Origin of the sequence: Bradyrhizobium sp. I71 (genome assembly GCF_022354745.1) — a bacterium.
In the GTDB taxonomy this organism is placed as follows: Bacteria; Pseudomonadota; Alphaproteobacteria; order Rhizobiales; family Xanthobacteraceae; genus Bradyrhizobium; species Bradyrhizobium liaoningense.
Genome location: NZ_CP059398.1, coordinates 6824218 through 6838069 on the forward strand (window position 1 = coordinate 6824218; position 13852 = coordinate 6838069).

A 13852-nucleotide genomic window follows, 5' to 3' on the forward strand; every position below is an offset into this window, starting at 1 on the left:
GCATCGGGAAGGCTCTATATGACGGACGAAAATCGTTAATCGCAGTTGCGCCCGCATCCGGCGGGCTTTCAGGTTTCTTGATGGACCGACCTCAATCGCTCGACGGCGCCGACGTTCCTGATCCTCCCGCCGGAGGACCGCTGGAGCGGGCCACGCTGATGGGCACGCTGGCGCATCTGTGGCCCTATATCTGGCCGGGCGATCGCTCCGATCTGAAGATGCGGGTGGTCTGGTCCCTGGTGCTGCTGCTCGCCGCCAAGCTGATCACGCTGGCCGTGCCGTTCAGCTTCAAATGGGCGACGGATGCGCTGACCGGCGCCAACACCGCGCCGGTGCAGGCCGACAACTGGCATCTCTGGGTGATCGCCTCGCCGCTGTTGCTCACCGCGAGCTACGGCGCGATGCGCATCCTGATGGCGGTGCTGACGCAGTGGCGCGACGGGATCTTCGCCCGTGTCGCCATGCATGCGGTGCGCAAGCTCGCCACCATCACCTTCATTCACATGCACGAGCTGTCGCTGCGCTTTCACCTCGAGCGCAAGACCGGCGGCCTGACGCGCGTGCTCGAGCGCGGCCGCGAGGGCATCGAGGTCATCGTGCGCATGGTGATCCTGCAGCTGATCCCGACAATCGTCGAGGTCTCGCTGCTGATGGCGGTGCTGCTCTGGCAGTTCGACTGGCGTTACGTGGTCGTGACCCTGATCACGGTCATGCTCTACATGTACTACACCTACATCGCGACCGAGTGGCGGATCGGCATCCGTCGCAAGATGAACGATTCCGACACCGAGGCGAACACCAAGGCGATCGACTCGCTGCTCAATTACGAGACCGTCAAATATTTCAGTGCCGAGGCGCGCGAGGCGCAGCGCTACGACAAATCGGTGGAGCGCTACGAGGAGGCGAGCGTCCGCACCTATACGTCGCTCGCGGTGCTCAACACCGGCCAGGCCGTGATCTTCACGCTGGGCCTGACCGCGACCATGCTGATGTGCGCGATCGGCGTGCGCAACGGCACCAACACCGTCGGCGATTTCGTGCTGGTCAACGCGATGATGATCCAGCTCTACCAGCCCCTGAACTTCATGGGCATGGTCTATCGCGAGATCAAGCAGGCGATCATCGACATCGAGAAGATGTTCAATGTGCTGGGCCGCGAGGCCGAGATCAAGGATGCGCCTGGCGCGAAGCCGCTGGTCATCTCCGCCGGCATCGTGCGCTTCGAGGACGTGCGCTTTGCCTATGAGCCGTCGCGCCCGATCCTGAAGGGCATCAGCTTCGAGGTGCCGGCCGGCAAGACCGTCGCCATCGTCGGCCCGTCGGGCGCAGGCAAGTCGACCATCTCGCGGCTGCTGTTCCGCCTGTATGACGTCTCCGGCGGCAAGATCCTGATCGACGGCCAGGACATCCGCGACGTCACGCAGGCGAGCTTGCGGGCATCGATCGGCATGGTGCCGCAGGACACCGTGCTGTTCAACGACACCATCCGCTACAACATCCGGTACGGCCGCTGGGATGCGACCGATACCGAGGTCGAGGAGGCGGCGCGGCTGGCTCAGATCGATCACTTCATCCGCATGGCGCCGAGGGGCTACGACACCCAGGTCGGCGAGCGCGGCCTGAAGCTGTCGGGCGGCGAGAAGCAGCGCGTCGCGATCGCGCGTACGGTTCTCAAGGCGCCGCCGATCCTGGTGCTGGACGAAGCGACCTCGGCGCTCGACACCCACACCGAGCACGAGATCCAGGGTGCGCTCGACCGCGTGGCGAAGAACCGCACCTCGCTGGTGATCGCGCATCGGCTTTCGACCATCGTCGGCGCCGACGAGATCATCGTGCTGGACCAGGGCCGCATCGCCGAGCGCGGCACCCACGCCAAACTGCTCGCGCAGGGCGGCCTCTATGCCAGCATGTGGAACAGGCAGCGCGAGGCCGAGGCGGCACGCGAGAAACTGGCCAAGATGGCCGACACCAGCGCGGCGCCCAACCGGGAGCCGCCGCCGGTCGATGACATCCTGACGACGCCTGCAGCGGTCGACTGACCTTGTCTCCGGTCCCAACTCTGGCCTAAACAAGCGCGCGCGACGACCCGCGCCATTAACCCCGAGCGGCAGATAGCGATGTCCATTCTCGATTCGATCCAGCGCCAGATCCCGCCGATCCACAAGGAGGGCTATCCCTTCATCGGCGGCTTCGCGCTGGCAAGCCTGGTCCTGTTCTGGCTGTGGTCGCCGCTGGGATGGATCGGCACGATCCTGACCGTCTGGTGCGCGCTGTTCTTCCGCGACCCCGTCCGCGTGACACCCGTGCGTGACGGGCTGGTTGTGTCGCCCGCCGACGGCCGCGTCTCGATGATCACCATGGCGCTGCCGCCGGCCGAGCTCGGGCTTGGCGACCGGCCGCTGCCGCGCATCTCGGTGTTCATGAGCGTGTTCAACTGCCACGTGAACCGCGCGCCCGTGGCGGGCAGGGTGGATCGCATCGCCTATCGGCCCGGCCTCTTCATCAACGCCGAGCTCGACAAGGCGAGCGAGGACAATGAGCGCAACTCGCTGGTCATCACGACGCCGACGGCGCGGATCGGCGTGGTCCAGATCGCAGGCCTCGTCGCCAAGCGCATCGTCTGCTTCGTCAAGGAGGGGCAGGCGATCGGTGCCGGCGAGCGCTTCGGCCTGATCCGCTTCGGCTCCCGCCTCGACGTCTATCTGCCCGTGGGCACCAAGGCGCTGGTCTCCGAAGGGCAGACCGCGATCGCCGGAGAGACGATCCTGGCCGACCTTGCCGGCGAAGACCCGAGCCGCGCCTTCCGTGCCAATTGACCAATAGTCGGTCCAAAGGGGCCTTCCGCAGCAATGGCGGAGCGGAACAGGGCTTGCTATATCTCGCCTTAAGATAAGGACGAGCCATGACGCCCTATGACTTGAGAGATCCCGATGTGCGCCGCCGGCGGTTTCGACCGATCCCGGTGCGGATGCTGGTGCCCAACGTCATCACGCTGCTGGCGATCTGCGCCGGCCTGACCTCGATCCGGCTGTCGATCGAGGGGCGGATGACGCTCGCCGTCTACGCCATCGTGTTCGCGGCCGCGCTCGACGGCATCGACGGTCGCATCGCGCGCATGATCAAGGGCCAGTCCAAGTTCGGCGCCGAGCTCGACAGCCTCGCCGATTTCGTCAATTTCGGGGTGGCGCCCGGCCTGATGCTGTACTTTTGGCAGCTGCACGAGCTCGGCAATGCCGGCTGGATCGCCGCGATGGTATTCGCGATCTCCGGCGGCCTGCGGCTCGCGCGTTTCAACGCCACTATGGATGATCCGAACAAGCCGGCCTTCGCGGCCAATTTCTTCACCGGCGTGCCGGCGCCCGCTGGCGCCATCACGGTGCTGCTGCCGATCTACATCGCGTTCCTCGAGCTCGGCCGCACCCCTGCGGCGGTGACGGCGGCCTATACGCTTCTGATCGCGTTTCTCATGGTGTCGCGCTTGCCGGTGTTCTCGGGCAAGACCAAGCGCATGCGCGTGCCACCGGAGCTGGTGCTGCCGGCCTTCGTCGCCGTGATCGTCTTCATCGCGCTCTTGATCGCCTATCCCTGGCACGTGCTGTCGATCGGCACGGTGCTCTATCTGCTCTGCCTGCCGCTCGGCTACAAATCCTATCGCGACCAGGCGCGTGCGATGGAAGCCGCCGCGCCGGCGGGAGGCGAGGTCCCGTCACCGACTTCGGCGCCGACGCTGTCGAATCCGTCGGAGCCGGCGCACGAGGACGACCGGCCCGGACGTCTGCACTGAGCGCTCCTCGCGGATATCTGCCATGAGGCCTGCCTGAGTTGGGTCGAGGCCCGATCTCGGCTATATCGCCCATGTGCCGGCGGCATCGCGCAATCAACAGCCGCCCATCTGGGAGAGAACGCCGTGACCAATTCCGCGACCGGGCCGCTGCCCGCTTCCGTCCTCGAGGCGCTGGGCCGTTATGACACGCCGACGATCTGCAATGCCATGGAGATCGTGGCGCCCGAGCGGCGTCTGATCGGCTACACCACAAAGCAACTGGTCTGTCCGTTCCCCGACCTGCCGCCGATCGTCGGCTATGCCCGCACGGTTGCGATCCGCTCGGTGCTGAAATCATCGCTCCCGGCCGAGGAGCAGTCCAGGCGCCGCATCGACTACTACGAATATGTCGGCACCGGCCATGGCCCGCGCATCTCGGTGATCCAGGACATCGACGGTCCCGACGTCGGCTACGGTGCGTTCTGGGGCGAGGTGCAGAGCAACGTGCACAAGGCGCTCGGCTGCCTCGGCGTCATCACCGACGGCTCGATCCGCGACATCCCGCAATGGGCCCCGGGCTTCCAGGCGCTGGCCGGCTCGATCGGCCCGTCGCATGCATGGGTGCATGCGGAAAGCTTTGGCGGCGAAGTGCGCGTCGCCGGCATGACCGTGAAGTCCGATGATCTCATCCACGCCGACCGGCACGGTGCCATCGTGATCCCGCTCGACGTCGCCGCAAAGCTGCCGGAAGCCGCCGAACTGTGCGGCCGCCGCGAGACGCCGATCCTGGAGATCGCCCGCAGCCCCGACTTCTCGCTGGAGAAGCTGAAGGCCGCGCTGAAGCGTTCGGCGGAGATTCACTAGACGGCGATTGAACGACCTACGGCCGCGACGATGGCCGTGGGTCGCCTTGTTCCGTCAGAAACAGGACCGCCTGATCCGGCTCGCCGAACACTGCGGCGGCGCATCCGATCAGGGTGAAGCCGCCGGCAAGGTCCCACAGCGTGATGTCCTCCGCATTGTCCGGGAGGTGAATCAAGCGCGCTGCCATCACCGCGAAGGCGGCCTCGGCAAAGAGCACGAGGCTGAAAGCCGGCAGGACGAGTTCCGGCTCCAGCAGGTGGAGCGCCAGCACCGCGGGAAGCGCGGTGAGAACACCGAAAAGCGTCAACATCGCGATGGCTCCCGCGATCGAGCATACCGCACCCACTACCAGACACCAATCGATCCCTGGCCACGATGTGGCGGAGGGCCGCAGCCGATGTGACGTCGTGGCGCGCCCCGCCAATGGTTAGCGAAGTGTTGAAGTTCCTATCGCCGGACGGCAATCGCAGCGGCGCTGCGGCATGCAGCACACTGTCCAGACTTAACCTTTACGCGGCTTTAAGGGCGGCGCTCTAGGGTTTGCGGTGCGGTTCGGGGTCGGGCCGCACCAGCGGCCAGGATGGCCGTTGTCGCGTACGCGTTGGAGTCGATAATGGATATCGCAACACTTGTCGGCCTTGTCGCGGGCGCCACTGTTGTATCGACGCTGATCTTGATGGGCGGCAGCTTCGGGATGTTTTACGACATCCACGCCGTGATCGTCATCTTCGGCGGCTCGTTCGCCGCAACGATGATCCGCTTTCCATTGTCGGCGATGGTGCACGGAGTACCGCTGGGCGCAAAGTTTGCCTTCACCCTGAGCCGCCTTTCGGCCCACGACCTCGTCGACGAACTCGCCCGCATCGCCGAAATCGCCCGCAAGCAGGGTCCGGTCGGGCTGGAAAAGGTCGAGACTGACGAGCCGTTCCTTGCCAAGGGAATCCGCTACGTTGCGGACGGTTACGACCTCGACTTCATTCGCGACAATCTGGAGCGCGACCGCGACAACTTCCTGATGCACCTCGACGAAGGCAGCAAGATCTATCGCGCCGTCGGCGACTGCGCCCCGGCATTCGGCATGATCGGCACGCTGCTCGGCATGGTGCAGATGTTCTCCAACATGTCGGACCCTTCCAAGCTCGGCCCATTCATGGCCACCGCGCTGCTTGCGACGCTGTATGGCGCCGTTGTCGCCAACCTGATCTGCTTGCCGATTGCCGACAAGCTGCATGGCAAGTTGCTCGACGAAGAAACGAACCGAACGTTGATCATCGACGGCATCCTGATGATCCGGGACTCCAAGAGCCCGACACTCGTGCGCGAAATGCTGCTGGCCTACCTGCCGGAGAAGCATCGTCACACCGAGGGAGAGCCGGTGCCGGCCTAAGGCCGCCGCCGGGATTTGAGAGATGGCCAAGAAGAAGCGCGGCGATGCTCACGGCGGCGGTCACGGCTGGTTCGTGACCTTCGCCGACCTGATGGCGCTGCTGCTGGCGTTTTTCGTGATGCTGGTTGCGTTCTCCACGCAGGACGCCAACAAGCTGAAGATCGTCGCGGGCTCGATGCGCGAGGCGTTCGGCGTTCAGAGCGAAGCGCGCTACTCCGGCATCGTCGAGTCTGACGGCCTGCCGACACGCCCGCGGCTGAAGAATGTCGATCACATCCAGCCCGAGGACGCCTCCAACACGCCGACGCCGGACCAGGAAGACCGCGACAAGACGTCCGGCGCGAAGATCAAGGTCGACCGCAACTTCGCGCTGGCCGCGGCCTCGCTGCGCCAAGCGTTGCAGGACATGCCGGAACTGACCGAGATGTCCAAGCACATCATGTTCGAGGAGACCAAGCAGGGCCTCAACCTGGAGATCGTCGACCAGGACGGCCGCTCGATGTTCGCCGACGGCTCCAAGGTGCCCTATGACCGTACCCGGCGCCTGGTCGAGAAGCTTGCGATCCCGCTCAAGGCCACGCCGCTGCGCGTGTCCATCGCGGGCCACACCGCGGCAGGATTTGTACCGACCCGCAGCGACTACGGCGCCTTCGATCTGTCGGCCGACCGCGCCAACGCCGTGCGCCAGATCCTCGAACGCGAAGGCCTGCCGCCGTCGCATATTTTCGCCGTCTCGGGCAAGGCGGATACCCAGCCGCTGTTTCCGGACGATCCCTCGCTCGCGGCCAACCGTCGGGTGACCATCACCCTGATGCGTGAGGATCCGCCGCTGCCGCCGAATCTGAAGCCGTAACCCCCTTGCGCTACCATTCTACCTGAGGCATGTCGTCGCGCTGGCGATGAACGTTGCCACGGCGTCACAGCTTCTGTCGCGGCGCCTGCTATGGTGCTGGGCCGATTGACAGGCGCGACGGAAGCGTCAAAAGGCGCCGGATCAAATTCAGGGACGAAGCGTTTCTCACCCCCATGACGGCGAGCATCACATCGACCGAGACCCAGGATGGGCAGCCGGTCACATCAGGCTTTTGGGCCCTTACGCTCGGGAGCATCGGCGTCGTCTTCGGGGATATCGGCACCTCGCCGCTTTACGCATTCCACGAGGCCGTCAAGGGCGCGGCCCACGGCGAACCGGTCTCGCGGGTCATCGTGCTGGGCGTGCTCTCGCTGATCCTGTGGGCGCTGCTGATCGTCGTCACCGCCAAATACGTCCTGCTGCTGCTGCGCGCCGACAACAACGGGGAGGGCGGCACGCTGTCGCTGATGGCCCTCGGCCAGCGCGCGCTCGGGCGGCGAAGCTGGGTCCTGCTCGCGCTCGGTGTGGTCGGCGCCTCCATGTTCATCGGCGATTCCATGATCACGCCGGCGATCTCGGTCCTCTCGGCGGTTCAGGGCCTCAAGCTCGCGACCCCCGCGCTCGAGCACTATGTCGTGCCGCTCACCGTCCTCATTCTGGTGCTGCTGTTCGCTGTCCAGAGCAAGGGAACCGCACTGGTCGCCTCGGCCTTCGGTCCGGTGATGGTGGTCTGGTTCACCGTCATCGCCGTGATGGGGGCCGTCCACATCGCCGACGACCCTTCCGTGCTGGCGGCAATCAATCCGTATTACGCGGTGCAGTTCGTACTGTCGCACGGCGTGATCGGCCTCGTGACGCTCGGCGCCGTGTTCCTGGCGGTGACGGGCGGCGAGGCGCTTTATGCCGATCTCGGCCATTTCGGCCGCAAGCCGATCCAGTCGGCCTGGATGTTCTTCGTGCTGCCCGCGCTCCTGATCAACTATTTCGGGCAGGGTGCACTGGTGCTGTCCGATCCCAGCGCGATCGAACACTCCTTTTACCGCATGGTGCCCGAGAGCCTGGTGCTGCCGCTGGTCGGACTTGCGACTGCCGCAACCGTGATCGCGAGCCAGGCGGTGATCACCGGCGCCTATTCGCTGGTCTACCAGGCCGTGCAACTCGGGCTCCTGCCGCGTTTCGAGGTGCGTTACACCTCCGAATCCCACGCGGGCCAGATCTATCTGCCGCGCGTGAACCGCCTGCTGCTGATCGGTGTGATGCTGCTGGTGCTGCTGTTCCACACCCCCAGCAATCTGGCCTCGGCCTACGGCATTGCGGTCTCCACCACCATGGTCGCCGACGGCATCATGGGCTTTGTCGTGATCTGGAAGTTGTGGAACTGGCGCGCGGCGACGGCCGCAGCCGTGATCGTCCCCTTCGTTATCGTCGATTTGAGCTTCTTCAGCGCCAACCTGCTCAAGTTGCTCGAAGGCGCCTGGGTGCCGCTGCTGTTCGGCGTCGTCATGGCGGGGACGATCTGGACCTGGCGCAAGGGCTCCGCAATTCTGATCCAGAAGACGCGACGGATCGAGGTGCCGTTGGACGATCTGATCCGGAGCCTGGAGAAGCGGCCGCCGCATATCGTCAAGGGTACGGCGGTGTTCCTCACCAGCGATCCCGCCTTCGTACCGACCGCGCTGCTGCACAATCTCAAGCACAACAAGGTGCTGCACGAGCACAACGTGATCCTGACCATCGAGACCGCGCATACGCCGCGGGTCGATCTGTCGGAGCGGTTCAGGATGGAGAAGATCAGCGACAAGTTCTCCAAGGTCCGTCTGCGCTTCGGCTATATGGAGCAGCCGAACGTGCCGAAGGCGCTCGCCATCGCGCGCAAACAGGGCTGGCAGTTCGACATCATGTCGACGTCGTTCTTCGTGTCGCGGAGATCGCTGAAGGCCTCGGCGCAGTCGGGCATGCCGCTGTGGCAGGACCATTTGTTCATCGCGCTCAGCCGTTCCGCCAATGACGCCACCGACTATTTCCAGATTCCCACCGGGCGGGTGGTTGAAGTTGGAACCCAAGTCACCATCTAACCGCAACTACGCGAGTCATGCAGATTTGCATGACTAGGGCCCGAAAACGGGCTAGGCTATGCCGACAGCGCAGGACTATAAGCCGCGCGCTCCTCCGCCGTTGTGCAGTGAAGCATTTTTAGAGGCCACTGGGCTCTCCCATGACAAACGACGCAGCGATTACCGCCCCGGAAACGGCGGCGGTCAATGGGCATGGTGAGGCCCACACCACCGCCGGTTTCGGTGCGCTGACGCTCGGCAGCATCGGCGTCGTCTATGGCGATATCGGCACCAGCCCGCTCTACGCGTTCCGCGAGGCGGTGACGGCGGCTTCCGGGCACGACGGCCTGCCGACGGCTGCGGCCGTGCTCGGCGTGCTCTCCCTGATCCTGTGGGCGCTCATCATCGTGGTGACGCTCAAATATGTCGTGATCCTGCTCCGCGCCGACAACAACGGCGAGGGCGGCACGCTGGCGCTGATGGCGCTGGCCCAGCGTGCGGTGGGCGCCGGCGCCGGCAGCACGACCATCGTGCTGCTCGGCATCATTTCCGGAGCCTTGTTCTACGGCGATGCCGTGATCACGCCGGCGCTCTCGGTGCTGTCGGCGATCGAGGGCATGAAGGACGTCACCCTGAAGTTCGAGCCTTACATCGTTCCGCTGACCGTGGTGATCCTGGTCGCTCTGTTCGCCGTGCAATCCCGCGGCACCGCCCGCGTTGCCGCCTTCTTCGGTCCGATCATGTGCGTCTGGTTCGCAGTCCTCGCTGCGGCGGCGATCCATCCGATCATCATGCAGCCGCAGGTACTGTACGCGCTGAACCCGCTCTATGCCGTGTCCTTCATGCTCCACCACGGCCTGATCGGCTTCGTGACGCTGGGCGCGGTGTTCCTGGCCGTCACCGGTGCCGAGGCGCTCTATGCCGACCTCGGCCATTTCGGCAAGCGGCCGATTCAGACCGCCTGGCTGTCCATCGTGCTGCCGTCGCTGGCGCTGAACTATCTGGGGCAGGGGGCGCTGGTGCTCGCCGATCCCGGCGCGATCGTCAGCCCGTTCTTCCAGCTCTTTCCGCAAGGTTTTGTCCGCGGCTGCATGGTCGTGCTCGCGACCATGGCGACCGTGATCGCAAGCCAGGCGGTCATCACCGGCGCCTATTCGCTGACGCGGCAGGCGATCCAGCTCGGCCTGCTGCCGCGCTTTGAAATTCGCCATACGTCGGAAGCCCATTCCGGCCAGATCTTCATCCCACGCATCAACCAGTTGCTGCTGGTTGCGGTGGTGCTGCTGGTGCTCATGTTCCGCTCCTCCAGTGCCCTGGCCTCGGCCTACGGCATCTCGGTCACCGGCACCATGGTGGTCACGGCCATGATGGGCTTTGTCGTGATCTGGAAGGTCTGGCGGTGGTCGCCATTCGCCGCCGCCGCTCTCATTGCGCCATTCCTGTTCCTCGACCTGACCTTCCTCTCCGCCAACCTGCTCAAGGTGTTCGAGGGCGGCTGGGTGCCGCTGGCGCTCGGCGCGCTCATGATCATCCTGATGTACACGTGGCGGCGCGGCAGCCGGCTCTTGTTCGAGAAGTCGCGCAAGCTCGAGTTCCCGCTCGCCGACCTCGTCGCCATGCTGGAGAAGCGGCCGCCGCAGCGGGTGCCGGGAACCGCGGTATTCCTCACCTCGGACCCAATCAGCGCGCCGACCGCGCTGATGCATAGTCTGAAGCACTACAAGGTGCTGCACGAGAAGAACGTCATTCTCACCATCGAGACCGCGCAGACCCCGCGCATCGATCCGTCCGAGCGGGTCAGGCTGGAGCAGATATCACCGACCTTCTCCAAGGTGACGCTGAAGTTCGGCTTCATGGAATCGCCCAACGTGCCGAAGGCGCTGGCGATCGCCCGCAAGCTGGGCTGGCAGTTCGACATCATGTCGACCTCGTTCTTCCTGTCGCGCCGGGCGCTGAAGCCCGCCGTCCATTCCGGCATGCCGCGGTGGCAGGACCGGCTGTTCATCTCGCTCAGCCGCTCCGCCAACGACGCCACCGACTATTTCCAGATCCCGTCCGGCCGCGTGGTCGAGGTCGGCACGCAGGTGACCATCTAGGGCGGGGATTCGCGGCGGACTTTCAAGCCGCTGCGATTTAGCTTTAACTTGCGCCGCGCGGCTCAAGCCTTTGTAGCGCTTGATTTTCGCCTCCCGAGAGGCGAGGTTGCCGCCCGCCGGGGTCGCCCCGGCATGCGCCTGCGACGTTGGAGGATGATGTGGCGAATCAAGTACAGGATCTGACCCCGGACGAGGTTTCCAAGGGTATCGCGGAAGGGCGCTATCTGCTCGTCGACGTTCGCGAACCGAACGAGGTTCAAGCCGAGGCTTACCCTTACGGCGTCGTGGTTCCGCTCTCGACCTTCGATCCCAAGGCGATTCCCGATCCCGCCGGCAAGGAGGTCGTGTTCGCCTGCCGCTCGGGAAAACGCTCCGTGACGGCCTCGCTGGCGGCCCAGGCGGCGGGCCTTCCTTACGACAAGCATCTGGCCGGCGGCATGCTGGGCTGGAAGGCGGCGGGGCTCCCCAGCAAGGTCGGTGGCTGATCGGCCCGATGTCCAAAAGCTCGTCCCTGAACAAGGTCTTTGCCGACCTTCCCGTCACCATCTTCGAGGCGATGTCGCAGGCGGCCCGCGACAACAATGCCATCAATCTCGGGCAGGGCTTTCCCGACGATCCCGGTCCCGAGGACATCCGCCGCGCCGCGGCCGAGGCCTCGCTGAACGGCTACAACCAGTACCCGTCGATGATGGGCCTGCCGGAGCTGCGCCAGGCAATCGCGACCCATTATCGCCACTGGCACGGCCTCACGCTCGATCCGATGAGCGAAGTGATGGTCACCTCCGGCGGCACCGAGGCGCTGACCTCGGCGATCCTCGCGGTGGTCCAGCCCGGCGACGAGGTGGTCTGCTTCCAGCCGGTCTATGATTCCTATTTGCCCATCATCCGCCAGGCGGGCGGCATTCCGCGCCTGGTCCGTCTCGAGCCGCCGCACTGGCGGCTGAATGAGGACATGCTGAAAAGTGTCTTCAATTCAAAGACCAAGGCGGTGCTGTTCAACAATCCCTTGAATCCGTCCGCGGTGGTCTATCCGCGCGAGGACCTCGAGCTGCTCGCGCGCTACTGCCAGGAGTTCGACGTCATCGCGATCTGCGACGAGGTCTGGGAGCACGTCACCTTCGACGAGCACAAGCACGTCCCGCTGATCACCATTCCCGGCATGCGCGAGCGCACCATCAAGGTCGGCTCGGCCGGCAAGATCTTCTCGCTCACCGGCTGGAAGATCGGCTTCGTCTGCGCCGCACCGCCCTTGCTGCGCGTCGCTGCCAAGGTGCACCAGTTCCTGACCTTCACCACCGCGCCGAACCTGCAGGCCGCCGTCGCCTACGGGCTCGGCAAGTCCGACGACTATTTCCTGTCGATGCGCAAGGATCTGACGCGGAGCAGGGACCGCCTGACCAGGGGGCTGGAGAGCCTCGGCTTCCCGGTGCTGAAGTCGCAAGGCACCTACTTCCTCACCGTCGACCTGTCACCGCTCGGGCTGAACGAGAGCGACACGGAATTCTGCTGGCGCATCGTGAAAGACTACAAGGTTGCGGCGATCCCGGTCTCGGCCTTCTACGAGCAGGACCCGGTAACCTCCGTGGTGCGCTTCTGCTTCGCCAAGAAGGACGAGACGCTCGACACCGCCCTGGAGCGGCTGTCCGACGCGGTGCGCGGGCGCAAGAGGTAGAATCGAGATGACGAGCGTCAGCCGCTCCAGGATTTGCTTTTCCTGGCTTTGCCTTGGTTTTGCATTCGCCGCAGCGCTGACGTTGCTCATCGTCCCCGCAAGGGCCGAGGAGCGGGTCGTCAACTTCTACAACTGGTCCAACTATATGGCGCCAGACGTCCTGGAGGCCTTCACCAAGGAGACCGGCATCAAGGTGGTCTACGACACGTTCGATGCCAACGAGACGCTGGAGACGCGCCTGATGGCCGGCAAGTCCGGCTATGACGTCGTGGTCCCCACCGCCTATTTCCTGCAGCGCCAGATCAAGGCCAATATCTTCCAGAAGCTCGACAAGTCGAAGCTGCCGAACCTCGCCAATGCCTGGCCGGTGGTGACCCAGCGCCTCGCCACCTACGATCCCGGCAACGTCTACGCCGCCAACTACATGTGGGGCACCACGGGCATCGGCTACAACGTCGCCAAGGTGAAGCAGATCCTCGGGCCTGACGCCAAGATCGACAGCTGGGACATCGTCTTCAAGCCGGAGAACCTCGCCAAGTTCAAAGACTGCGGCGTGCATATGCTCGACTCCGCCGACGACATCTTTCCCGCGGCGCTGAACTATCTCGGGCTCGATCCGAACTCGACCAAGCAGGCGGACCTGGAGAAGGCCGCGGACGTCGTCGCAAAGGTCCGCCCCTCCGTGCGCAAGTTTCATTCGTCCGAATACTTAAGCGCGCTCGCGACCGGCGAGATCTGCTTCGTGGTCGGCTGGTCCGGCGACATCATGCAGGCCCGTGCCCGCGCCGCCGAAGCGAAGGCCGGCATCGAGATCGGCTACGCGATCCCGAAGGAGGGCGCGCAGATGTTCTTCGACAATCTCGCGATCCCCGCCGACGCCAAGAACGTCGCCGAAGCCTACGCACTGATCAATTATCTCTATCGCCCTGATGTCGCCGCCAAGAACTCGGACTTCCTGTCCTACGCCAACGGCAACGTTGCGAGCCAGAAGCTGGTCGATCCGAAGATCCTGGGTGACAAGAACATCTATCCGGACGAGGCGACGCTCGCAAAGCTGTTCGTTATCACCGCGCGCGAGCCGGCGACGCAGCGGATCATCAACCGGCTCTGGACCAAGGTGAAGACGGGGCGGTAGACGTTCCGGAAACCGGCTCTGGCACTGA

General features: G+C 64.8%; 12 protein-coding genes. 11 read left to right on the top strand and 1 reads right to left on the bottom strand.

What is annotated here, in order from left to right; translation table 11 throughout:
* The first annotated feature begins 80 nt into the window (after positions 1–80).
* The 4 genes from FJV43_RS32340 to FJV43_RS32355 all read left to right on the top strand — a co-directional run bounded on the left by FJV43_RS32340 (position 81) and on the right by FJV43_RS32355 (position 4627).
* Complete coding sequence (locus FJV43_RS32340; protein WP_239623045.1) at positions 81–2039, top strand: ABC transporter ATP-binding protein/permease; 1959 nt, start codon at positions 81–83, stop codon at positions 2037–2039.
* A gap of 78 nt (positions 2040–2117) precedes the next feature.
* Complete coding sequence (locus FJV43_RS32345; RefSeq protein WP_239623046.1) at positions 2118–2816, top strand: phosphatidylserine decarboxylase; 699 nt, start codon at positions 2118–2120, stop codon at positions 2814–2816.
* 86 nt (positions 2817–2902) lie between these two features.
* The gene (locus FJV43_RS32350) at positions 2903–3784 is read left to right on the top strand and encodes a phosphatidylcholine/phosphatidylserine synthase (RefSeq protein ID WP_239623047.1); all 882 of its coding nucleotides are present in this window, start codon (positions 2903–2905) and stop codon (positions 3782–3784) included.
* 123 nt (positions 3785–3907) lie between these two features.
* Positions 3908–4627: an RraA family protein gene (locus FJV43_RS32355; protein ID WP_239623048.1), complete on the top strand. Its 720-nt coding sequence runs from the start codon at positions 3908–3910 to the stop codon at positions 4625–4627.
* A 16-nt stretch (positions 4628–4643) separates the two neighbouring features.
* Here FJV43_RS32355 and FJV43_RS32360 read toward each other — a convergent pair whose 3' ends face one another.
* Positions 4644–4937, bottom strand: a complete 294-nt coding sequence (locus FJV43_RS32360; RefSeq protein WP_239623049.1) for a hypothetical protein — start codon at positions 4935–4937, stop codon at positions 4644–4646.
* A gap of 303 nt (positions 4938–5240) precedes the next feature.
* On the opposite strand from FJV43_RS32360, the gene FJV43_RS32365 reads away from it, so the two are divergent.
* The 7 genes from FJV43_RS32365 to FJV43_RS32395 all read left to right on the top strand — a co-directional run bounded on the left by FJV43_RS32365 (position 5241) and on the right by FJV43_RS32395 (position 13824).
* A complete protein-coding gene (locus FJV43_RS32365) occupies positions 5241–6014 on the top strand; it encodes a MotA/TolQ/ExbB proton channel family protein (RefSeq protein ID WP_239623050.1) in 774 nt (257 codons plus the stop codon).
* Positions 6015–6036: 22 nt separating this feature from the next.
* Positions 6037–6867 (top strand): flagellar motor protein MotB, encoded by an 831-nt coding sequence (locus FJV43_RS32370; RefSeq protein WP_061026303.1) that lies wholly within the window; start codon positions 6037–6039, stop codon positions 6865–6867.
* A 173-nt stretch (positions 6868–7040) separates the two neighbouring features.
* Positions 7041–8942: a potassium transporter Kup gene (locus FJV43_RS32375; RefSeq protein WP_061877698.1), complete on the top strand. Its 1902-nt coding sequence runs from the start codon at positions 7041–7043 to the stop codon at positions 8940–8942.
* A gap of 140 nt (positions 8943–9082) precedes the next feature.
* The gene (locus FJV43_RS32380; protein WP_239623051.1) at positions 9083–11017 is read left to right on the top strand and encodes a potassium transporter Kup; all 1935 of its coding nucleotides are present in this window, start codon (positions 9083–9085) and stop codon (positions 11015–11017) included.
* Between the two features lie 158 nt (positions 11018–11175).
* Positions 11176–11502, top strand: a complete 327-nt coding sequence (locus tag FJV43_RS32385; protein WP_061877747.1) for a rhodanese-like domain-containing protein — start codon at positions 11176–11178, stop codon at positions 11500–11502.
* A gap of 8 nt (positions 11503–11510) precedes the next feature.
* Positions 11511–12689 (top strand): aminotransferase, encoded by a 1179-nt coding sequence (locus FJV43_RS32390; RefSeq protein WP_239623052.1) that lies wholly within the window; start codon positions 11511–11513, stop codon positions 12687–12689.
* Positions 12690–12696: 7 nt separating this feature from the next.
* On the top strand, positions 12697–13824 hold the full coding sequence (locus FJV43_RS32395; protein ID WP_239623053.1) for a polyamine ABC transporter substrate-binding protein: 1128 nt from the start codon (positions 12697–12699) through the stop codon (positions 13822–13824).
* Positions 13825–13852: the final 28 nt, after the last annotated feature.

What these genes read in the sequence shown, in the direction of transcription:
- FJV43_RS32350 (WP_239623047.1), top strand. Translation starts at nt 2,903, where the DNA reads ATGACGCCCTATGACTTGAGAGATCCCGATGTGCGCCGCCGGCGGTTT.
- FJV43_RS32390 (WP_239623052.1), top strand. Translation starts at nt 11,511, where the DNA reads ATGTCCAAAAGCTCGTCCCTGAACAAGGTCTTTGCCGACCTTCCCGTC.
- FJV43_RS32380 (WP_239623051.1), top strand. Translation starts at nt 9,083, where the DNA reads ATGACAAACGACGCAGCGATTACCGCCCCGGAAACGGCGGCGGTCAAT.
- FJV43_RS32375 (WP_061877698.1), top strand. Translation starts at nt 7,041, where the DNA reads ATGACGGCGAGCATCACATCGACCGAGACCCAGGATGGGCAGCCGGTC.
- FJV43_RS32370 (WP_061026303.1), top strand. Translation starts at nt 6,037, where the DNA reads ATGGCCAAGAAGAAGCGCGGCGATGCTCACGGCGGCGGTCACGGCTGG.
- FJV43_RS32345 (WP_239623046.1), top strand. Translation starts at nt 2,118, where the DNA reads ATGTCCATTCTCGATTCGATCCAGCGCCAGATCCCGCCGATCCACAAG.
- FJV43_RS32360 (WP_239623049.1), bottom strand. Translation starts at nt 4,937, where the DNA reads ATGTTGACGCTTTTCGGTGTTCTCACCGCGCTTCCCGCGGTGCTGGCG.
- FJV43_RS32365 (WP_239623050.1), top strand. Translation starts at nt 5,241, where the DNA reads ATGGATATCGCAACACTTGTCGGCCTTGTCGCGGGCGCCACTGTTGTA.
- FJV43_RS32340 (WP_239623045.1), top strand. Translation starts at nt 81, where the DNA reads ATGGACCGACCTCAATCGCTCGACGGCGCCGACGTTCCTGATCCTCCC.
- FJV43_RS32395 (WP_239623053.1), top strand. Translation starts at nt 12,697, where the DNA reads ATGACGAGCGTCAGCCGCTCCAGGATTTGCTTTTCCTGGCTTTGCCTT.